Source organism: Streptomyces sp. NBC_01717 (assembly GCF_036248255.1).
In the GTDB taxonomy this organism is placed as follows: domain Bacteria; phylum Actinomycetota; class Actinomycetes; order Streptomycetales; family Streptomycetaceae; genus Streptomyces.
Window position 1 is genome coordinate 8,366,622 of sequence record NZ_CP109178.1, and the last position, 20,362, is coordinate 8,386,983.

Here is a 20,362-nt window from a genome sequence, read left to right on the forward strand (position 1 = left end):
TCGGCCCGGCCCACCGGTCACCCCGAGCCGGCGGGGAAGCCTTTGTGGCGCAGGACCAGGACGGCCGCGTCGTCCTGGTGACCGGTGCGCTCCGCCGTCTGCATCACCTCGTCGGCCAGCGCCTCGGCCGATGCCGAGGCCCGGGCGGCCACCAGCCGCACCACCGCGTCCAGCCCTTCGTCGATCGGGAACGAGGGCCCTTCGACGACCCCGTCCGTGACAAGCACGAACGCCCCCGGGGCGGTCAGCCGGTGCCGGGTGACCGGATACTTCTCCTCCGCGACACCCAGCGGCAGTCCGCCCACGTCCTGCGTGATCCCCGACCGCCCGTCCGTCGTGGCCCAGACGGCGGCCACATGTCCGGCCCGAGCCGTGCGCAGTTCCCCGGCGCGCGGGTCGAAACGGACGAACGTGCAGGTCGCCAAAAGAGTGGCGTCGATGGACAGCAGCAGATCGTTCGTCCGGCCCACGATCTCGCCCGGATCCGCGGTGGTGGCGGCGATCGCCCGCATGCCGATCCGGATCTGCCCCATGAACGCGGCGGCCTCGACGTCATGCCCCTGTACGTCCCCGATGGCGAATCCGAGTGTGCCGTCCGGCAGTGGAAAGCCGTCGTACCAGTCGCCACCGATGTCCAGTCCGCTGCGGGCCGGTGAGTAGCGGGCGGCGCTCTGCAATCCCGGGAGCGAGGGCAGGCCGACGGGAAGCAACTCCTGCTGCAGCGCCTCGGCCAGCTCCACCCGAGCCTGATGCAGCTGGACCTCGTGACGTGCCTGGGTGGTGAGCTGCTGCAGCGTGGTGAGCAACTCCTCGGCACTCGCGGAACGGCGAGGACGACGCCGGTTCATGGGCCGCTCCACACTGCATTCGTTCGCGAGCCGCAACACAGGGCTTATGTGGCGGGCGGATCCGGGACGCCTCCCGCACGGTCTCGTGGGCACCGTGCGGCCGGGCACTGTCCGGCGATGGCTCCCGTGGCAGTTGCCCCTGCATCATATTTCGGCGCGGAAACTCCCGCAGGGTGAGCCGCCGGTCACGGATCCCGCCCGGGTCTCGGGGCGGCACCCGCCCGGAGCGCGCGAACCGGCCCTGCTGGGTGGATCCTTATGACAGGAACGCGTCGTGGCGGCACAGTGCGGCCGGACGCGGGTGAGGGAGGTGCGCGATGACACGCACACTGGAGTGGAATGTCCACCTCGATCTCTCCGAGGAGAACGGTACGACCAAGGCCGAAGCCGTGCTGGACACCGGTTCCGAGAAGCTCATGGGTCATGGGGTCGCCCGCTGCAACCCGCAGGACGTGGACATCCCCACCATCGGTGACGAACTCGCGGCGAGCCGTGCCATGAAGGATGTCGCGGGCCAGCTGATGAGAGCGGCCGACCGCGAAATGGAGGCGGTGGGCGCCGGACCCACGAAGGGGCCCCTTGGCAAGCCGTACGCCTGGACGGATGTGGCGGGCTGAAGCCGTAGGCCGCAAGGCCTACGGCCTCACTGCCGACGGCACATCCATGGACGCCTTCGTCGAGAGGCACGGCCTGCAGGCTCTCCGGACACCGCTCACGACAGGTGTCGGCGGCGAGACAGCTGTGGGCGGTGCTCGTCATGCGTGAGATCCTCCCGGCGCTGAGCCGCTGGTACGCCTCCGGAGAGCCGTTCGGGCTCGCCACCGTCGTCGCGGTCACCCGAAGCGCACCCCGCGGCCCCGGCGCGGCGATGGCCGTGGGCCCCGGTGACGAAGTCGTGGGCAGCGTCTCCGGCGGCTGCGTCGAAGGAGCCGTCTTCGACCTGGCCACGGAGGTCGTCGAGACCGGCCGGGCACAGCTGCGAACTTTCGGCTACAGCGACGAGGACGCGTTCGCCGTCGGGCTCACCTGCGGCGGTGAGATCACCCTTCTCGTACGCCCCGTGTCGGCCGCGACCGACCCCTCGTTCGGCGAGGTCGCCGCGTCGGTCGCCGAACACCGTCCGGTGGTGTTGGCCACCGTGACCGACGGCCCTGCCCGGCGCGGCGCCGCGCTCGCCGTATGGACGGACACCGTGTCCGGTTCGCTCGGAAACAGCGGCCTCGACGCGGCTGTCACCGCCGACGCACGGGGCGAGCTGGCCCAAGGGGCAACGGGCCTGCGCCACTACGGTCCGCGCGGCGAGCGCCGTGAGGACGACGTCACCGTGTTCCTGCACTCGTTCGCCCCGCCCCCGCGCATGCTCGTCTTCGGTGCGATCGACTTCGCCGCCGCGGTCGCCCGGATCGGCGCGTTCCTGGGCTATCTGGTCACCGTCTGCGACGCACGGCCGGTCTTCGCCGACCCCCGGCGATTCCCGGACGGTGCGGAGGTGGTCGTCGACTGGCCGCACCGCTATCTGCGCTCCACGGACACCGACGAGCGGACTGTCATGTGTGTGCTCACGCACGACCCGAAGTTCGACGTCCCCTTGTTGGAGGTGGCCCTGCGCTCCCCGGCCGCGTACATCGGCGTGATGGGCAGCCGCCGGACTCACGAGGACCGTCTTGCACGGCTTCGGGAGACCGGCCTGGGCGAGACGGAACTGGCGAGACTGCGCTCGCCCATCGGCCTCGATCTCGGCGCCCGCACCCCCGAGGAGGTGGCCGTCTCGATCGCCGCGGAGATCGTCGCACTGCGCTGGGGCGGCACTGGCGCTCCCCTCGCCGACACCACCGGGACGATCCACCGGCCGCGACCGAAGTCCGTGTGAGCTTTCGGCCAAGGAACCGCCGGCGTCCGAGCCGGTCCTGGTCACGGCCGGCGCCGGCGAAGGAAGAGGCCCGCCCCGGTTGCCGGGACGGGCCTCTTCTCGGTGTTCCGGACCTGGCTGCGTCAGTCGACGTAGGTGATGTCCGAGGGGGAGTAGATGCAGTTGGTGCCATCCGCCCCCGTACCGATCTTGGTGGGCTCGCCGCTCGTCACACCCTTGTACTTGGTGCAGATGTCGATGTCGGCATCTGCGTCGTCATAGATCGTGATGCCGGAGAACCGGGCCGTGTCACCGTAGTTGGTGTTGATGCCCACGATGCTGTCACCCGGCGAGGTGACCCAGACATTCTGGACCTGAACGTGTCGGCCGTACATCGTGGAGCAGTTGCCGCATGAGCGGTACAGCTTGCCGAAGTCCTCGACCCGGAAGTTCTTGATGATCAGGGTGCCGGCGCCGTTGTGCTGGAACACCTTGTCGTCCGCCAGCCTCGCGCCGCCGCCGTCGATCGTGCGGACCAGCGAGGAGGAGCTGCCGAGGAAGGTTGCGGCGTCCTCACCCACGTCCTCCCACCACACATTCTTGAGCGTGCAGGCGCCGAGGCAGTGGACACCGTCGGCGGCCGGGGCGCCGAGGATGACGTTCTGCAGCGTGGCACCGTCCGCGAGCTCGAACATGGCCGGCTGGTCCTCGTCCTGGCCGCCGCTGCCCAGGTCACCGCTGCCGTAGAAGCGCTTCAGGCCGCCGTCGTAGGTACCGGACACCCCGATGGTCGCCGTCACGGCCTGACTTCCGTTGGCGGTGGGCCAGGCGGGCGGAGCCCCGGGGGTGGTGGGCGGTGTCGTGGGCGGAGTGGTCGGGGGAGTGGTCGGCGGATCGGTGGGGACGGAGCCCGCCGCGGTGAAGGTCCAGCGCTTGCTGGTCACCGAGTCGCAGGAGTTCTGCTGGACCACGGCGCCGACCGCGGTCGAACTGTCCTTGGTGTTGAGGCACTTGCCGCCGTTGCTGTTGACGACCTGGTAGGTGTTGCCGCTGACCGGAGCGAGCGTCCACACCTGACTGGATACGCCGCTGCAGGTCTGCTGCTCGACCGCCTTGCCCGCACTGGTGGAGGCGTCACGCACCCCGGCGCACTTCCCGCTGTGCGAGGCGGCCAGGGTGTAGCCGCTTCCGGAGGCCGTGAGCCGCCATGTCTGCTGGGCGGCGCCGGTGCAGGTGTTCTGGCTGAGCTGGACGCCGTCGGAGGTTGCGGAGGCCGGAACCTCCAGACACAGTCCGCTGCCTGCGTTCGACAGGCTGTACGAGCCCACTGCCGGTGCGGCCGTGGCCGAGCCGGTGGCGAACAGCGTTGTGAGGGCCGCGGCGATCAGTGAGACGACCGCGATGAACGAGGCGGCTGCCCGGCCGCCCCGCCGTCTGGCATGCTGATTCTCTGTGCGCACTAGGTGTTCCTTTCACCGCCTGCGGTGTCCTCCGCAGGCACCCGTGAGGTGGTTGGTGCGGTGGTAAAGGCAGTTCCTCGGCCAGGGAACGTTGTTCCGTATTCTGAACCGAGTTCTTGTACGCGAACAGCGGTGACGGTACGTCAACAGGATCCGACGGTCAATGAGTTGGCGCGAACAAGCGCGAACGGGCGCACCTGACCGCTACCGCGGGTACTCGCCACCGACGCCCGTACGGTCAGGCGTAGTTGATGGCTCCCGGCGTCAGAACACCGGCAGTGCCGCGACCGTCCCCTTGTCCATCAGGAAGACGCGGTTCCCGCCCCCGGCGGCCCAGCGGCCCGGGTCGGAGCCCACCGGATTGACGGACAGCCCATAGCGTTGCCCCCGTCAGAGATCGACTCGCACAACTTCGGGGCCGGGGTGACTTCATGTGCTGGAGTGCGACTGCCGATCTGGTGGCCGGTACCGGCATCGCCGCGATCGGAGTGGTCTGTGTCGTGCGCACCAGCCGGTCCCGCGATCTGCCGCTCGCGGCGCTGCCGCTGCTTCTCGGCGCCCATCAGATCATCGAGTCGTTCGTCTGGCGCTCCGACGGCGGCGCCGGCCCCGCCACGGTGGCCTGGGCCGTCATCGCCCTTCCGCTGCTGGCGCTCTGGGTGCCGTCGGCCGTGCTGATCGCCGCGCCGCCGCGGGCTCGGCGCCGGCTGTTGCTCCCCGTCGTGACCGGCGCCGCGACCGCCGCCTCCCTCGCGTACCGTCTGGCCACCCGTCCTGTGACCGCAGAGATCCGTGGCCACACCCTCGGCTACGTCCTCGACCTTCCGCACCCCGAACTGCTGGTCGCGGGCTACCTCGTGGCCACGGTCGGTTCCCTACTGCTCGCCGGTGACCGTCTGCTGCGGCTCCTCGGTTTCCTCGTCGCCGTCGGGGCCGCGATCTGCGCGGCGCTGTGGCGTCTGGAGTTCATCTCCACCTGGTGCGCGTTCGCCGCGGTGTGCTCGGTGGTCCTGCTCGGCTGGACGCACCGTCGGCCGGTGACCGCGCGGACGTCGATGCCGGATTGACGAGGGGAAGGGTTGGTGCCCCGGCCGATCGGCCGAGGCAACCTTCAGTGTTCGCCGAAGTGCCGCTCCACGATCGCGCCGGCGTCCGTGCCTCGCGGCAGGATGCCGTACTGGTGACCACGGTCCTCGCCCAGGCGGGCGGCGACGAACGCCTCCGCCATGGGCGCCGGAGCGTGCCGCAGCATCAGCGAGGACTGCAGGGCCAGCGCCATGGCCTCGACCGTCGCCCGGGCGCGTGTCTGTGCGGCAAGGGGATCGCGCAGGTCCTCGGTCAGCTCGCGACGTACCCGGCGCACATGCGCGTCGAGTACGGCATTGGCACCGGCGGTGGTCTCCAGTTCGGCCCAGAAGGCGTCCAGCGACTGCGGGGTCCTGGCGATGCCGCGCAGTACATCGAGGGCGATGACGTTGCCGGAGCCCTCCCACACGGCCATCACCGGCTGTTCGCGGTAGCGGCGGGCCAGAGGCCAGTCCTCGGTGTAGCCGTTGCCGCCCAGGCACTCCAGCGCCTCGTAGGCGTGGTGCGGGCCGCGCTTGCAGATCCAGTACTTGGCCACCGCCGTGGCCAGCCGGCGGAACATCGCCTCGGACTCGCCGCTGCCCGTCTCGTACGCCTGGGCGAGCCGCAGCGAGGTCCAGGTCGCGGCCTCCGTCTCCAGGGCCAGATCGGCGAGGACCGCCGTCATGGCCGGCTGGTCCACCAGCCGGGCACCGAAGGCGCTGCGGTGCTCCGCATGCCAGATCGCCTCGGAGACCGACTGGCGCATGCCCGCCGTGGTGCCCAGGACACAGTCCAGGCGGGTGTGGTTGACCATCTCGATGATGGTGGGAACGCCACGCCCCGGCTCGCCGACCCGCACCGCCCACGTGGAGTCGAACTCCACCTCGGAGGAGGCGTTCGACTTGTTGCCGAGCTTGTTCTTCAGCCGCTGGATACGGACCGTGTTACGGGTGCCGTCGGCCAGCACGCGCGGTACGAGGAAGCAGGTCAGCCCGGCCGCCGCCTGGGCCAGAACCAGGAAGGCATCCGACTGAGGTGCCGAGAAGAACCACTTGTGACCGGTCAGCAGATGGGCCCGGCCGTCGGGGTCGGAGGCGACCGGGACCGCGCGCGTGGTGTTGGCGCGGACGTCGGAGCCGCCCTGCTTCTCCGTCATCCCCATACCGAAGGTCAGCCCCGACTTGCTGCCCGGGGCGATCAGCCGCGGATCGTAGGAGCGGCTGAGCAGACCCGGCAACCAGTCCTGGCCCACTTCGGGGTCGCGCTGCAGGACCGGGACCACGGCGTGCGACATGGACATCGGGCAGGCGTGGCCCGGCTCGACCTGGGCGAACAGCATGAAGGACGCCGCCCGGGCCACCGCGGCACCCGGCTTCGGGTCGGCCCACGCCGCGGTGTGGGCACCATGACGCACGGCAGCGCCGATGATCTCGTGGTACGCCGGGTGGAAGTCGACCTCGTCGACCCGGTTGCCGTACCGGTCGTGGGTGCGCAGCACGGGCGGGGACGTGTGGGCGAGCTCCGCATCGGTCTGGAACTTCGTGGAGCCGACCAGGCTGCCGATCTCGTGGAGTTCCGGCTCGTGCCATGCCGCGCCGAACGTCCGGACCGCCTCGGCGAGCGGCAGATTGGTGCCGTACTCGTCGAGGCCGGTCCGGGGCGGCGCCTGGTTGGTTACCTCATGGGTGGGGTGCGGCGCGGGAGCCTCCGACCGGAGGCCGGTCGGGGATGCGGTGACGGTCATCTCGGGGATCCTGTCTGACGTCGGCTGTCTGGTCGGCCGGTACTGGGGAGTGACGGTGGGGTGCGGGGAGCGGTCAGGTGCCGACCGCTCCCACGGCTCTGAGGCAGAGGGTGGCGATACCTGCCACGACCGGCTCCGGGTCGGTCCGCTCGCCCACCGGGGACAGCGGGCCGAGCAGCGCTTCGCTGATCGCTCCGATCACCGCAGCGGCAGACAGCCGGGCGTTCTGCGCGGGCAGCTCACCCGCCTCGATGCCGGCCGTGATGACCGTTTCGGCGAGGGCGTGATAGCCGCGCCGGTAGGTCAGTCGTTCCGCCTCGACCAGCGGATCGACCGGCTCGGCGAGCAGCGCCCAGGCCGTACGGGGTGTACGCAGTGCCCGGAACGCGAACACCTCGACCAGGGCCCGCAATTGCTCGACCGCCCCGCTCTTCGCGCCCACGGCATCCTGTACTGCGGTGAGCTCATGGCCGGCGACATGCCGGAAGACCGCGGCCAGCAACTCCTGCTTGGAGGCGAAGTGGTTGTAGACGCTGCCGGTGGCGACCTGGGCGCGCTCGGCGAGCGCGGAGATGCTGGCCGCGGCGTATCCGCCCTCGGCCAGCAGCTGTCGTGCGGCGTCCAGCAGCCGCTGGCGATGCGCGAGCCGGGTCGCCTCGGTGCGGGCGGTGGGGCGGTAGGCCACGATGTTCTGAACCTCGATTCATAACTTCAGCTTCCACTGAACCACCGTTGTGCTCCCCGCGCAACGATCAGGAACGGTCTGCCGTGAACAGCAGGGAGTGGAACTCCATTTCCCATTCCTGCGGGTAACCGAAAAATCGTTCGAGATGGGGGGTGGGGTGGCTGTTACAGAATTTGGCGCCTGTTGCCCAGGGTGGCCCGTGGCGCACACCGGGTGGCGTGAGCGTGTGCGAAGCCGGGCGTACCGATACCGAACGGGTGGGTGCAGCGGTCAGCGATTGACGGATGTCCAGGGATCGGATGCGTGCCGAATGCAGCCGCGTGTGACAGAAATGTCTGCATTTCGTAACACGTATCGGGGCGTCTGCCGCGAATCGGGTGTTCAGGCCAAAGTGTGCGTTATCGGCATCACGCCGAGACCGAACAACGCTCGGACCTTGCGGTCCGGGCCAGCACCTGAGAGGTCCTCATGTCCCGTTCCGCACGGCGGTTCACCGCTTCCGTTCTCGCGGCCGGCGCCCTGGTGGCGGCCGCAGCACTCCCGGCTGCCGCCGACGACCACGGCAACGACCGCGGTCGGTACACCTTGTATTCGCCCGTCGTCCTGGGGCAGATCCAGTACGACAGCCCCGGACGCGATGACGGCTCCAACCGCAGCCTCAACGACGAGTGGGTCACCGTCACCAACACCAGCCGTCAGACGGTCAACCTCCGTGGCTGGACGCTCAGTGACGAGAGCCGCCGCACCTACCGGTTCGACCTGCGTCTGGCCGGTCGCTCCTCGGTACGGGTCCACACCGGCATCGGCCGCGACAACGGCTACGACGTCTATCAGGACCTCGGCCGGTACGTCTGGGACAACAGTGACACCGCGACCCTGCGTGACAGCCGCGGCTACGCGGTCGACTCCAAGACCTGGGGCCGCCACCACGTCGGCTACGGCCTCGGCTACGGCCTTGGCTACGGCCTCGGGCTCGGCCTCGGCCACGATCGCGACCGCGGACGTGACAACAGGCGCGACAACGGGCGCGACCATGGACGTGACAACGGGCGCGACAACGGGCGTGACAACGGGCGCGACAACGGGCGCGACCATGGACGTGACAACGGGCGCGACCATGGACGTGACAACGGGCGCGACCATGGACGTGACAACGGGCGTGACAACGGGCGCGACCACGATCGTGGCGGTCGTCGCTGACCCTCTGACGGCCGTTCCCTGACCCGGGAGCGGCCCCGCCTCTCGAGTGCGGCGCACCGCGGCCGACCCGGCCGCGGTGCGCCGCACTCGTCATGGGCGGACGACGGCCGCCTCGTCGGCGGACCGGAGCGCGACACGCTGCGTTGAGCGTGTCGACCGCCCCGCGAGAGTCGGTCGTAGGCCCGCTCGTCGTCCAGCACCGCCTGGTGGCACAACGGGGACACCACGGTGCTGCGCGCCGTCGCGGTCAGGGCCATCACCAGCGTGCACAGGGCAGCGACGAGGCGCAGCGGGTGAGTCACCCCGACGGTCCGGTGCGGATCGCCGCACGATGTGTGCGTCCCATGCCCTCATGCTGCGTCTGCGTACGGCCGGGTGCGAGCGGAGGCGCCCGTGGCACTCACCTCGCGGTGGGCCCGGCCTCGTCACTCGGGGCCGGGGACCTCCTGCTCGGTCCAGAGCGCCTTGCCGTGCCGGCCGTACCGGGTGCCCCAGTGGGTGGCGAGCTGGGAGACGATGAACAGCCCGCGCCCGCCCTCGTCGACGGTCCGGGCATGGCGCAGATGTGGTGCCACCGGGCTGCTGTCGTGGACCTCGCAGGTCAGGAACCGGTCCAGGATGAGCCGCAACTGCAAGGGCGGGGTGCCGTACCGGACGGCGTTGGTCACCAGTTCGCTCACGATGAGTTCGGTCGCCTGGACTGTCTTGTCGTCGAGCTCCCAGCCGACGAGCCGGTCGCGCACGAGGGTACGCGCGATGGCGGGGGTCGTCCGGTCGTGGGCCAGTTCCCACGTGGCGACGTGGTCGGGCGGCACGGTGCCGGTACGCGCGAGGAGGATGGCCGCACCGTCGGGGACGCTGTCGCCCGGCAGGGTGTAGACGACGCCGTCGCACAGTTCCTGCAGAGTGCGGTCGGGGCGCGCGAGCGCGCTCCGTATCCGGGTGGCGGACGCGTCGTCCGACAGCAGGGCGCCGGTGGCGAATGCCAGGATGCTGCCCTCACGGAGCTCGAGGGTGGCGGTGGCGAACGGAGCGCTGTCGGCGGTGAAGAGCGAGGGCCCCTCGGGTATGTCGACGGCGGGCGCGCTGCCGTCGGGTGCGATGACGATCGGCGCGGGATGCCCCGCACGGGCGACCGTACAGGTGCGGGTGAACGGGTCGTAGACCCCGTAGATGCAGGACGCCCTGAGCGACTCCCGGTGCAGCGAGTCGCCTGGCGGCAGTGCAGCGCGTTCGTCGGCGAGGCGGTCCGCCGCGTCGTTCAGCCGGGCCAGGACCTCGTCCGGCTCGAGATCGAGACCGGCCAGAGACAGGATGACCGTACGCAACTGCCCCATGATGATGGCCGTTTGGAGTCCGTGGCCCGCTACGTCGCCGACGACCAGAGCGGTGCGGGCGCCGGACAGCCTGATGGTGTCGAACCAGCATCCGCTGTTGCGTCCGGGCAGCAGGACATGCGCGGTGTCGACGGCGACCCCGGCGCCGCTGCCCGGCGGAAGCAGCCTGCGCTGGACCGTCGACGCGATCACATGGTCGCGCTCGTACCGGCGCGCGTTGTCGATGCTCAGCGCGACGTGCACGGCCGCCGACTGCGCGAGCGTGATGTCGTTCTCGTCGTACGGATCCGATCCCGGGCATCGGTACAGGCTCACCAGCCCGAGGACCGCGCCGTGCAGCTTCAGCGGGACCACCATCAGCGAATGGGCCTCGAGTGCCCGGATCACCCGGGCGGTCTGCGGATCCGCGGCGAGCCACGGGGTGTCCGCGTCGAGTGCGACAATCCGGGGCTGCAGGTCCGACACCGCCAGGGCGAACGGGGTATGGGTGGGCAGCCGGCGCGTGTCACCGACGAGCCCGTTCTGACCGCCGACGCCCTCGATACCGCGTAGGGCGGCCCGGCTGACGCCGCGCAGGGCGGCCCGGCGCAGCGGGACGTCCGGCCTCAGCGGCCCCATCGGAGGATCTGCACCGCGCAGCACATCGTCCAGCACCTCGACCACGGCGAAGTCGGCGAACCCCGGCACGGCGGCCTCGACGAGCGCCTGGCAGGTGGTCGCCACATCGAGGGACCTGCCTACGCCCTTGAGCAACCTGGCCCGGTACATCGCACGGGTGCGGGCCTTTTCGCGTTCGGTGACATCGACGACGGCGGCGAGCAGTGCGAGGATCCGCCCCTGTTTGTCGTTCAGCCGGAAGACGGTGACCGTATAGCTGAGGTTCGGACCCGGCGTGCTCTTGATACGGCCGTGGACCAGCCGATCGTGCACCGGCTCACCCGTGTCCAGTACGCGTTGCAGCAGCTTCCCGGCGGCATCCGGCCGGTCGAGATGGTAGGCATCGGTGAAGTGGCGCCCGATCACCTGCTCGGTGAGGTCGGCATTGGCCAGAGAGCTGATCCTTACCACCCGCAGCTGCGGATCCAGTACATGAAGGCCCACCACGGACTGGGTGAACAGTCTGTCGAGGAGCGCCGCGTCCAGACCGTCATCCTTCATGGACGCGGGGACCGGTGCACCTGCGTCCGACACGGTGTCACCCCCATCAGGCTCCGCCCACCCCTGCGATTCGTCACGTATGCGACCAGCGTCCGGGCTCCCGGTTCGCCCCGCCACCGAGGAGCGGCAGACGAGTGAAGACTGTCCGCAACCCCGAGCGGTGGACCGGTCCGAACCTCCCGTCACACGATCCGGTGCAGACACGGCAACCTTTTGGCGTCCGGCGGTGACTGCAGCTACGTGATCCGCCCCCGGACACAAGGCGCGACACCGTGGCTCACCCACATCTCCGGTCCTCCCGCAGACGCCGGACCGTCCGGCTGCTGCGCCCTCGTCGTTGGCCTCGTAGGTGTGGGCGACTCCGTCGGGTGTGGTGGAGCCCGCAGGCGGGCTGAGGGACACGTCCTTGTATCCGGCGCGGAACTGGATGGCGTGCAGCGAGTCGCTCTGCTCGACGCCGTCGACGACGGCCCGCACCGTTTAGTCGGCGGAGTTCGGCGCTCCGCCGTGGAAGTAGTTGGTCGAGCCGGTGACCGGCGAAGCGTTGGCCTTGGTACCGGCCCGGCACCCTCGCATACGCTGGCCGTCTCATCCGACGCACCGCGACGAGGATCAGCCCATGCGCAGCAGCACTAGGATCCGCCTGATCGAGCCCACCGACGCCGCCCCGATCGCTGCGCATCGGGTGCGGGACGTCGAGGCTTTCCGGCCGTGGGAACCGGCCCAGCCGGCCGACTTCTTCACCCCGGAGGGCCAGGCGGAACGGATAGACAGCCTGCTGGCCGGATTCCGGGCCGGCGCGATCTGGCCGGGCGTGGTGCTCGCCGACGACCAGGTGATCGGGCAGGTCACCGTCGGAGGCATCCTGCCGCAGCCGCACCTGCGCCGCGGCTCCGTCGGATACTGGATCGCCAGCGTCGCCCAGAATCAAGGGCATGCCGGGCACGCCGTCGGGCTTGTACTCCGGGTGATGGCGGACGAACTCGGGTTGCACCGCGCCGAGGCGTCCACCAATCTGGAGAATCTGCCGTCGCAGCGGGTGCTGCGCCGCAACGGGTTCAGCCCGTACGGCGTCGCGCACTCCTCGATCTTTCTCGACGGGAGCTGGCGGGACGGGCTGCTGTGGGAGCGGGTCCTCGGCGACTGACCTCGCCGTTTCGGTTGAGATGAGGCCGAAGCGGGCACCCGGGCGCACGTTTGCCGGCGGATCTTGCCGATGCCACCGGTCTGACTGCCGCCTACTCCACTGCGCTCAGGCCGCTGCGACCGCGAGGCACCGGGCACTCCAGGTCGGACCGCCACCGCTCTCGCGGTGATGCTCGCCGACGGCGGTGAGGTGATAGCGGATCCGGCCGTGCTGCGGGACCAGGGCGAGGCATTCGGACCGGTCGCCTCCACGCCCACCGCCTGGCGGTTGCTCGCCGACGCCGACGGGGCAGTACTCGCTTCGCTGCGAGCGGCCCGCGCCCCAGCCCGGGAAGTCGCCTGGATGCCCGTAGCGGACGGGCGCATCTCCTAGACATATCCCCACTGGTATCGATGCGGCCAGCCACCGCGCCATTCGATCCAGTGCGCGTCCTCGAGGCAATGCTCGGCGTCGTAGAGACCGGCCCACCGGAGAAGTTCGATCAGGTCCCAGTCGTCGTAGACGACGCCGACGATCTCATCATTGATCGTGACCGCCCGACCACCGGTAAGACAGAGGCCGTGGACGACTATCGGGGCGCTCATGCATCCAGGGTGCATCAGGCTGCTGCTCACAGCATCCCCGCGGCTGCCGTCTGCGGAACAGCGGCTGACTGAGGCCCGGCCGTCATTTCGCCCCCTCGGCGCCGCCCCGCCCTCAACGTAGCCCCCAGGAATCGCGTGCCCCTGTCTGGATCTACGCGCCAGGCAGGAGGTTTCGTCATGCCGCTTCGTACCGGTGGGCTCGTCCGCCGCGCCATTCGATCCAGTGCGGGTCGTCGAGGACGTCCCAGGCGTCGTCGAGACCGGCTCGCCTCAAGAATTCGACGAGGTCGCGGTCGTCGTGGGCGAGCCCGACTATCTGCCCTTTGATGGTGACCCTCCGCCCGCCGGAAGGGGAGAGGCCGTGGACGACTATCGGGGAGCTCATGCCTCCAGGGTGATCCGGGGCGACGGCGGGCGCATCCGGCCGGCCCAGGTGCGCGGGTCCCGGTCCGGAGTACGGAAAGGATCGGTGCACGGGTGGTGGCCCAGAATTCTCCCGGCCGCGGCCCGGACTGCCGCCCGACCGACCGCAAGGCGGTCCTGGAGGTATGCCTGCCGTCGACGACCTGGAGCGGGGCCATCAGCTTGGTCGCTTCCTCCGACCTGCCGGGATGGAGCGGGCGAACTCACGTGTTGCCGGAGTCGATTGCCGAGCTCAAAGCCTGCACGGCATCGTCGTATCGGTGGCGGACGAAGTGGAACGGGCCGAACGTTGTGTAGTCGCGCGTCGTGCGGTGGGGTTGTTCGAAGGAGTCCCAGGTCACGAGATCGGCTGTCACGGTGATGTGGGCCATGAGCGGCCAGCAACCCCATTCGCCGCATTCACAGCCGAGCAGGGGCGTCTTCTTCCCCATTGCGTCGGTGGATCGGCCGTGGAGGTGGTCTTCCATCGGGCCGAACCGAAAGAACTGCGGGACAAGACCACCGTAGGCGTTGCCCGCGGGGTGCATCCCGGCGTCGATCTCGAACCTATCGATCAGCTGGGTGAGAGGCATACCGTCGATTCGTGGGACGACCTCGAGCACGCCACGATCGTCGCGACGCTGGTAGTCGAACCTGATCTCGTTCCTGGTCACCCCCTGATTCTTCCAGCTCGGCCTTTCACTCCTCCTGTGGCCGGCCAGAGCTGGGGCGGGCGACGAGCTCGAGGCTGTTGATCAGCTTCGAAGGTGCGTGGCGGGCGGACCTCAACTCTTGACGGCCTCTGCGATCTGCCGGGCGGCCTGGGCGGGCGTGAGGTGCGTGGTGTCGACGACCTCTGCCTCGCCGTGCAGCCACGTGCGGGCCGCCTCGGCGTAAGGCTCGAGGTACTTGAGACGGAATGGGGAGGGGCCAAGAACAGTGTCCCCCTCGATGCGCCCGCGGAGGGTGTCCTGGTCAGCGTGGAGGACGAAGTGCCGTACTGGAATGGCATGTTGGGTGAGGCCCGTGCTGATCTCGCGCCAGTACTGCTCGACCAGGACAGTCATGGGCATCACCAGAGTGCCGCCGGTGTAGTCGAGTACGCGGCGGGCGGTCTCGACTACGAGCGGCCGCCACGGCGGCCAGTGCTGGAAGTTGTCCGTCCCGGGCAGCCCCGGCTTGATGTCCATGAGTGTCTCGCCGACCTTCTCGGCGTCGAACACCCGTGAATCCGGGATCAGCTGCTGCACGAGTGCACTGGTCGTCGTCTTGCCTGCGCCGTGGGTGCCGTTGAGCCATACGATCATGAGACCCGACGTTACCGCTGTGCGGGCCGCAGGAACGGACGCAGCAGAAATCCGGCACGGCTTCGGCGTTTCTCAGGGTGGTGTCAACCACCAAGATCAGGTGTCACCTGTCTCGAAACGTCGCATGACCTCTGGCACGGGCCGGTTGTCATACCGGCCCTCTACCGTGGACTCGTCACATTGGCGCCTATGGCTGGGCGCAGCTACCGAACCGCCCCGCCCCCGGAACAGCGCCCGGGAGCGGGGCGGACGCGCGCCGGTCCCCGGCCGGCGTCTCGGGATGCGGGACCGCCTTCTTCGCGGCCGTACCTGCCCTGTTCGGTCGCCTCGGCTTCGGCGATCACGGCGGCCTGGAACGTTTCTGCCGCCTTACGTCACGGAGCCCGCACGCGAGCTTCTTCGTCGGCAGCAGGATGGCGACACCGCCACGGCCGACCGCTTCCGTGCCATGAGTGCTTTTCCGTACCCATAGGTGTATTTCCGTCAACTCCGCACGCGCGTCGCAGAAATGTTCATGCGTTCGGGTGCCGCTCGGTCATAATGCGTCGACCGGGGGGTGCGGAGACTTGTGCGTGACCCCGCGGAACTGGCGGTTCCTGAGGAACCACTTGATCTCCAGGGGGAGACTTGCACAGACATGTGAAGAGTGCGTGCGTATCCACCCTTGCCGCGGCAGCCGCCGTGGCGCTCGCGGCGGGCATGACCACCCCGGCCGTGGCGACAGCGGATCGCACGCAGGCGGGGGCCACGGGCACACAGTTCGTGGCCCCGCACCACATCACACTCATCACCGGTGACCGCGCCTCCGTGGACGCCAAGGGCCGTGTCGTGATGTTCGAGCCCGCCAAGGGGCGCGAACACATACCCGTGGCCACGCGGATACGCGACGGGCACACGCTGCTCGTTCCGATCGACGCACAGGGGCTGATCGCCGACGGCAAGCTCGACGAGCGGCTCTTCGACGTCACCGAGCTGAACCGCGCGGTGAACCGCAAGGCCCAGAAGGCGGGCCTGAAACTGATCGTCGGGTATCACGGCGCGCAGGCCGCAGCCGCCAAGGCCGAGGTCCGCGAAGCGGGCGGTACGAAGGTCCGCCGGACCTTGAAATCGCTGAACGCCGACGCGCTCACCACCCCGAAGGACGACGCCAAGGACATCTGGCAGGCGCTCACCAGCAAGCGCGCGGGCAGCGCCGAACGGGGCACGGCCTCCGGTGTCGACCGGGTCTGGCTGGACGGGGTGCGTCGGGCGAGCCTCGACAAGAGCGTGCCCCAGATCGGTGCGCCGGCCGCCTGGCAGGCCGGCTACACCGGCAAGGGTGTCAAGATCGCTGTCCTGGACACCGGTGTGGACGCCACCCACCCCGACCTCCAGGGTCAGATCCTCGCCGAGAAGAACTTCTCCACGTCGGCCGACGCCGTCGACCGCTTCGGACACGGCACCCATGTGGCGTCCATCGCGGCCGGCACGGGCGCCAAGTCGGACGGGAAGTTCAAGGGCGTAGCCCCGGATGCCAAGCTGCTGAGCGGCAAGGTGCTCGACGACAACGGCTACGGTGAGGACTCCGGCATCCTGGCCGGCATGGAGTGGGCGGCCGAGCAGGGCGCCGACATCGTCAACCTGAGCCTGGGCGGCGCCGACAGCCCCGAGATCGACCCGCTCGAAGCCGAAGTGAACAAGCTGTCGGCGGAGAAGGGCGTCCTGTTCGCCATCGCGGCGGGCAACGAGGGCGAGGGCGGGGCCGGCACGGTCGGCTCGCCGGGCAGCGCGGACGCCGCGCTGACCGTCGGCGCGGTCGACGACAACGACAAGCTGGCCGAGTTCTCCAGCCGCGGTCCGCGTATCGGCGACGGTGCGATCAAGCCCGATGTGACCGCACCTGGTGTGGACATCACGGCCGCTGCCGCACCCGGTTCCGTCATCGACCAGGAGGTCGGGCAGAACCCGCCGGGCTATCTGACGATCTCCGGTACGTCGATGGCGACCCCGCACGTGGCGGGCGCCGCGGCGTTGCTCAAGCAGGAGCACCCGGAGTGGAAGTACGCCGAGCTGAAGGGCGCGCTGACGGCGTCCACGAAGCCGGGCGCGTACACGCCGTTCGAGCAGGGTTCGGGCCGGATCGCCGTCGACCGGGCCATCGGCCAGAGTGTCGTGGCCGAACCGGTCTCGGTCGGCTTCGGGGTGCAGCAGTGGCCGCACACCGATGACACCCCGGTCACCAAGAAGGTGACGTACCGCAACCTCGGTACGACCGACGTCACCCTCGACCTGGCGGTGACGGCCACCGACCCGAAGGGCAAGCCCGCGCCGGCCGGCTTCTTCACCCTCGGTGCGGACAAGGTCACCGTCCCCGCGGGCGGTACCGCCGAGGTTTCGCTGACCGTCGACACCAAGCTCGGTGGCACCGTGGACGGCAGCTACTCCGCCTATGTCGTCGGCAGCGGCGGCGGCCAGACGGTCCGCACCGCGGCCGCGGTCGAGCGCGAGGCCGAGTCGTACACCGTGACGCTCAAGCACCTCGACCGGCAGGGGAAGTCCGCCGCGCTCTACGACACCAGTCTCGTCGGTATCGGCGGGGATGTGGCGGACGTGTGGCTCGACCCGACGGGACCGACCGGAACGGTGAAGGTCCGTGTCCCCAAGGGGGCCTACGCGGTCAACACCGGCATCTATGTGGACCGGACGGACTTCAGCAAGGGCGCCGACTGGATCTTCCAGCCGAAGCTGAGCGTCACCAAGGACGTCACCGTGACGCTCGACGCCCGGAAGACGAAGCCGGTGGACATCACCGTGCCCGACACGGCCGCGAAGTCGCAGTTCGCTTCGGCTGATGTCCAGTTCGAGACCGAGCAGAGCGGCTACGGCTTCGGCTGGTGGCTGGACTCGTTCAAGGGGTTCCGCACCGCGCATCTGGGCGCGCAGGTGACCGACGGCTCGCTGTCCCAGTTCTGGTCCGGTATCTGGGCCAAGGGCTCATCGACCGGCTACAACGTCGTGTTCGGCGGGCCGGTGAAGCAGGTCGCGACCGGCTACACCAAGAAGTTCACCACTGCTCAGCTGGCCAAGGTGAAGATCGGGCTCGGCGCCTCCGCCGCCGGGAAGACCGGTGGGATCGCACCGTGGGGCTACGTGCCCGGATCGTATTCCAACATCACTGTCCCGTCGGAGCAGAAGCTCCCCACCACCCGCACGCTCTATCTCTCGACTGCGAACAAGGTGAAGTGGAGCTTCGACTTCGAGCAGTACAGCGGGGTCGACTCCGACGGTTTCCCGGTGACCGACGCGTTCTACACGCTGGGTGCACCGCAGACCTTCGCGGCGGGCAAGAGCTACGGGAAGACCTTCAACACGGCTGTGTTCGGCCCGAGGATGGACAAGTCGTACGGTCTGTTCCGCGAGGGGAACGACCTCATCGGTGTGCTGCCGCTCTTCGCCGACGGCCAGACCCACGCCGGCTCGTCCGCCTACACCTCGGTGAAGACGTCGCTGTACCGCAACGGCACCAAGGTTGCCGAGAACGCGGATGCGCTGGACGGGCAGAGTTCCTTCAAGGTCCCTTCCGGTGACGCCGAGTACCGCCTCACGACCTCCGTGAAGCGATCGGCGAAGGTGGCGTCCGCGTCCTCCCGGATCGACGCCAGTTGGACGTTCCGGTCGAAGAAGACCTCTTCGGTCGCCAAGCTGCCGGCCTCCACTGTGCGCTTCTCGCCCACGATGGCCCTGGACAGCAAGGTCACTGCGGGCAGGACCGCGTCCGTTCCGGTGAAGGTGCTGGGTGCTGCCGCCGGTACGAACCTCAAGTCGCTGACGGTGTACGTCAGTTACGACGCCGGTAAGACCTGGAAGAAGGTCACCGTCAAGTCGGGCAAGGTCTCGGTGAAGAACCCGGCCAAGGGGAAGTCGATCTCCTACCGGGCCAATGTCACGGACAAGAAGGGCAACAAGTCGTCCGTGTCGATCTACAACGCCTACTACGGGAAGTGACGGCGCTCAGCCGCTGAACTCCGTGTGAGTGGCGCGTGATCCAAGGCGGCCTGCCGGACGGTCCTCCGTTCCGGCAGGCCGTTCGCGTGCGCGGAGGGCACGGTGCCGTGGTGCGGCCGCCGTGCCGGGCGCCCGGCACATCCACAAGTCACCGGCGCCGCTCAGGCTGACGAGTAACCGGCCGGGGACTCGTTCCCGGAGACCGAGGCCATGGCAGAGGACTCCGGTGACACGGGTCCGGGAGGCGGTGCCTCCGGCGCCGACCGGGACGGCGGCGACTCGATGACAGGCGGCGGGCTGGAAGGCTTCTCCGGGGAGGGCGGGGGATGCGGACCCGACGGCTCGGTGGCCGGGGACTCGGGGGTCGCAGATCCGGGGGACGGGGACCGGGGCGAGACGGACTCGGGGGACGGGGACTTCGACGTGTCCGAGGCCGGTGGACACGGCTCGGTGGACTTCCCCTCGGGGGCCGACGGGCAGGGCGACGGCGTGTGCTCGGCCGGCGGCTTCGTCTTCTTGTCGCTGCCGCCGGTGTCACCCGCATCGCGGGAGAACCAGCCGCCGCTCTTCGGGTCGTACATGACGAACTTCTTCACCACGCGCGGTGCGGGCTTCACCACCACGACGTTCGAGGAACGGTACCCGGGCCAGGGCTCACCTTTCACCTCGGGACCGCCCTTCAACGGGACCGGCTCGAGCAGCGGATTGCCGCACGCGCAGCGCACCCGCGGCACGCCGCGGTCGTCGACGAGCACGGCCGTACCGGCCTGAAGCACCGCCTGATAGCTGGTGGCGGAGCCGTCCCGGAACCCGTGGTTGGTGACCCGGGTGTCCAACCGCAACTGGACGGGGGTCAGCGTCCGCAGATAGGCGGGGACGTCGGACGGATCGATCCCCAGTACCCCGGCGAAGGCACTGTTCTTGTCCGGTTCGGCCGTCAGCGCCTTGATCTGCTTCTCCACGTCGCAGCCGGCGACCTTACGGGTCCCGCCGTACAGACCCGGGGTCGAGCCGTCCACGCCCTGCGTGACACCCACCCCGGTCCTGGTCGGGGTGGGCGCCGTGGTCGGTGTCGCCGGGTCGCTGCTGCGCGACGTCGAGTCGGTGAACGGGTCCTGTCCGGCCGATCCCGCCGGCTGCAGGAAGATTTCGCCGCGTGCCGTCGAACCGCCGTCGGGGCGGATGAAGACGACAGCCATCACGGCCACGGCGACAATCACGGCGGCGATCGTCGCCACCTTGGGCACGGACCGCCACCACGGGCGACCGGGGCCGCCCCCGGATCCGCTCGGGCCGCCGGGCCCCGAAGGCCCTCCCGCGCCGCCGGAGTCACCGCTGCTCGGCGGCCCGCCGGCGGAGTCGGACGGCGTGCCGGGAGGTGGTGGCACGGACGCCGGTTGCGTAGGGCCCGAGAGCGGGCCGGAAGGGGGGCCTGTCGGGCGGTCGGACGGCGGCGGTTGGCTGCTCACGGCCTCTTCTTCCCCACGTAAGGATCAGTCCCCCTTTGCTCCCGTGTGTGCTCATTGTGTGCGCGCGAGCGGCGCGCCTCGCAAGCTGACGCTGTCGGCCCCTCCCGAGGGGCGGTCCGC

At 69.6% G+C, this 20,362-nt stretch carries 15 protein-coding genes and 3 pseudogenes; 7 read left to right on the forward strand and 11 right to left on the reverse strand.

Annotated features, from left to right (window positions below; translation table 11 throughout):
* Positions 1-17 precede the first annotated feature (17 nt).
* Positions 18-848, reverse strand: a complete 831-nt coding sequence (locus tag OHB49_RS37905) for a PP2C family protein-serine/threonine phosphatase (protein WP_329165427.1) — start codon at positions 846-848, stop codon at positions 18-20.
* A gap of 317 nt (positions 849-1,165) precedes the next feature.
* On the opposite strand from OHB49_RS37905, the gene OHB49_RS37910 reads away from it, so the two are divergent.
* Positions 1,166-1,465: a DUF1876 domain-containing protein gene (locus tag OHB49_RS37910; protein ID WP_030973216.1), complete on the forward strand. Its 300-nt coding sequence runs from the start codon at positions 1,166-1,168 to the stop codon at positions 1,463-1,465.
* Positions 1,466-1,605: 140 nt separating this feature from the next.
* Positions 1,606-2,718: an XdhC family protein gene (locus OHB49_RS37915; RefSeq protein ID WP_329165428.1), complete on the forward strand. Its 1,113-nt coding sequence runs from the start codon at positions 1,606-1,608 to the stop codon at positions 2,716-2,718.
* A 122-nt stretch (positions 2,719-2,840) separates the two neighbouring features.
* Here OHB49_RS37915 and OHB49_RS37920 read toward each other — a convergent pair whose 3' ends face one another.
* Positions 2,841-4,157, reverse strand: a complete 1,317-nt coding sequence (locus OHB49_RS37920) for a pectate lyase (RefSeq protein ID WP_329165429.1) — start codon at positions 4,155-4,157, stop codon at positions 2,841-2,843.
* Between the two features lie 431 nt (positions 4,158-4,588).
* On the opposite strand from OHB49_RS37920, the gene OHB49_RS37925 reads away from it, so the two are divergent.
* A complete protein-coding gene (locus OHB49_RS37925; RefSeq protein ID WP_329165430.1) occupies positions 4,589-5,224 on the forward strand; it encodes a DUF6629 family protein in 636 nt (211 codons plus the stop codon).
* 44 nt (positions 5,225-5,268) lie between these two features.
* On the opposite strand, the gene OHB49_RS37930 is transcribed toward OHB49_RS37925, so the two are convergent.
* Both OHB49_RS37930 and OHB49_RS37935 read right to left on the reverse strand, forming a co-directional pair.
* On the reverse strand, positions 5,269-6,969 hold the full coding sequence (locus OHB49_RS37930) for an acyl-CoA dehydrogenase family protein (protein ID WP_329165432.1): 1,701 nt from the start codon (positions 6,967-6,969) through the stop codon (positions 5,269-5,271).
* A gap of 73 nt (positions 6,970-7,042) precedes the next feature.
* Positions 7,043-7,654 carry a TetR/AcrR family transcriptional regulator gene (locus OHB49_RS37935; protein ID WP_030973224.1) on the reverse strand — a complete coding sequence of 204 codons (612 nt, stop codon included), beginning with the start codon at positions 7,652-7,654 and terminating at the stop codon, positions 7,043-7,045.
* Positions 7,655-8,122: 468 nt separating this feature from the next.
* On the opposite strand from OHB49_RS37935, the pseudogene OHB49_RS37940 reads away from it, so the two are divergent.
* Positions 8,123-8,590 (forward strand): annotated as a pseudogene (locus tag OHB49_RS37940) (lamin tail domain-containing protein); the annotation flags it as partial.
* Positions 8,591-9,279: 689 nt separating this feature from the next.
* Here the strand turns inward: OHB49_RS37940 and OHB49_RS37945 are convergent.
* Together OHB49_RS37945 and OHB49_RS37950 are read right to left on the reverse strand one after the other, a co-directional pair.
* The gene (locus OHB49_RS37945) at positions 9,280-11,382 is read right to left on the reverse strand and encodes a SpoIIE family protein phosphatase (RefSeq protein ID WP_443079688.1); all 2,103 of its coding nucleotides are present in this window, start codon (positions 11,380-11,382) and stop codon (positions 9,280-9,282) included.
* 300 nt (positions 11,383-11,682) lie between these two features.
* Positions 11,683-11,913, reverse strand: a pseudogene (locus tag OHB49_RS37950) (rhamnogalacturonan lyase); the annotation flags it as partial.
* 55 nt (positions 11,914-11,968) lie between these two features.
* Here OHB49_RS37950 and OHB49_RS37955 point away from each other — a divergent pair.
* Positions 11,969-12,496: a GNAT family N-acetyltransferase gene (locus OHB49_RS37955; RefSeq protein WP_329165434.1), complete on the forward strand. Its 528-nt coding sequence runs from the start codon at positions 11,969-11,971 to the stop codon at positions 12,494-12,496.
* Positions 12,497-12,519: 23 nt separating this feature from the next.
* Positions 12,520-12,853 (forward strand): annotated as a pseudogene (locus OHB49_RS37960) (IS1380 family transposase); the annotation flags it as partial.
* Positions 12,854-12,864: 11 nt separating this feature from the next.
* Here the strand turns inward: OHB49_RS37960 and OHB49_RS37965 are convergent.
* The 4 genes from OHB49_RS37965 to OHB49_RS37980 all read right to left on the reverse strand — a co-directional run bounded on the left by OHB49_RS37965 (position 12,865) and on the right by OHB49_RS37980 (position 14,789).
* Positions 12,865-13,080 carry a hypothetical protein gene (locus tag OHB49_RS37965; protein WP_030973233.1) on the reverse strand — a complete coding sequence of 72 codons (216 nt, stop codon included), beginning with the start codon at positions 13,078-13,080 and terminating at the stop codon, positions 12,865-12,867.
* Between the two features lie 175 nt (positions 13,081-13,255).
* The gene (locus OHB49_RS37970) at positions 13,256-13,465 is read right to left on the reverse strand and encodes a hypothetical protein (protein ID WP_329165435.1); all 210 of its coding nucleotides are present in this window, start codon (positions 13,463-13,465) and stop codon (positions 13,256-13,258) included.
* Between the two features lie 241 nt (positions 13,466-13,706).
* A complete protein-coding gene (locus tag OHB49_RS37975; RefSeq protein ID WP_329165436.1) occupies positions 13,707-14,156 on the reverse strand; it encodes a hypothetical protein in 450 nt (149 codons plus the stop codon).
* Between the two features lie 111 nt (positions 14,157-14,267).
* Entirely contained in the window at positions 14,268-14,789 is a 522-nt protein-coding gene (locus OHB49_RS37980; RefSeq protein WP_329165439.1) for an ATP-binding protein, read from the reverse strand.
* A gap of 639 nt (positions 14,790-15,428) precedes the next feature.
* On the opposite strand from OHB49_RS37980, the gene OHB49_RS37985 reads away from it, so the two are divergent.
* Complete coding sequence (locus OHB49_RS37985; RefSeq protein ID WP_329165440.1) at positions 15,429-18,773, forward strand: S8 family peptidase; 3,345 nt, start codon at positions 15,429-15,431, stop codon at positions 18,771-18,773.
* Positions 18,774-18,934: 161 nt separating this feature from the next.
* Here OHB49_RS37985 and OHB49_RS37990 read toward each other — a convergent pair whose 3' ends face one another.
* Positions 18,935-20,242, reverse strand: a complete 1,308-nt coding sequence (locus OHB49_RS37990) for a DUF6777 domain-containing protein (protein WP_443079604.1) — start codon at positions 20,240-20,242, stop codon at positions 18,935-18,937.
* Between the last annotated feature and the right edge of the window lie 120 nt (positions 20,243-20,362).

Coding starts and splice junctions, on each gene's coding strand:
- OHB49_RS37905 (WP_329165427.1), bottom strand. CDS start 848: ATGAACCGGCGTCGTCCTCGCCGTTCCGCGAGTGCCGAGGAGTTGCTC.
- OHB49_RS37910 (WP_030973216.1), top strand. CDS start 1,166: ATGACACGCACACTGGAGTGGAATGTCCACCTCGATCTCTCCGAGGAG.
- OHB49_RS37915 (WP_329165428.1), top strand. CDS start 1,606: ATGCGTGAGATCCTCCCGGCGCTGAGCCGCTGGTACGCCTCCGGAGAG.
- OHB49_RS37925 (WP_329165430.1), top strand. CDS start 4,589: ATGTGCTGGAGTGCGACTGCCGATCTGGTGGCCGGTACCGGCATCGCC.
- OHB49_RS37930 (WP_329165432.1), bottom strand. CDS start 6,969: ATGACCGTCACCGCATCCCCGACCGGCCTCCGGTCGGAGGCTCCCGCG.
- OHB49_RS37955 (WP_329165434.1), top strand. CDS start 11,969: ATGCGCAGCAGCACTAGGATCCGCCTGATCGAGCCCACCGACGCCGCC.
- OHB49_RS37965 (WP_030973233.1), bottom strand. CDS start 13,080: ATGAGCGCCCCGATAGTCGTCCACGGCCTCTGTCTTACCGGTGGTCGG.
- OHB49_RS37970 (WP_329165435.1), bottom strand. CDS start 13,465: ATGAGCTCCCCGATAGTCGTCCACGGCCTCTCCCCTTCCGGCGGGCGG.
- OHB49_RS37980 (WP_329165439.1), bottom strand. CDS start 14,789: ATGATCGTATGGCTCAACGGCACCCACGGCGCAGGCAAGACGACGACC.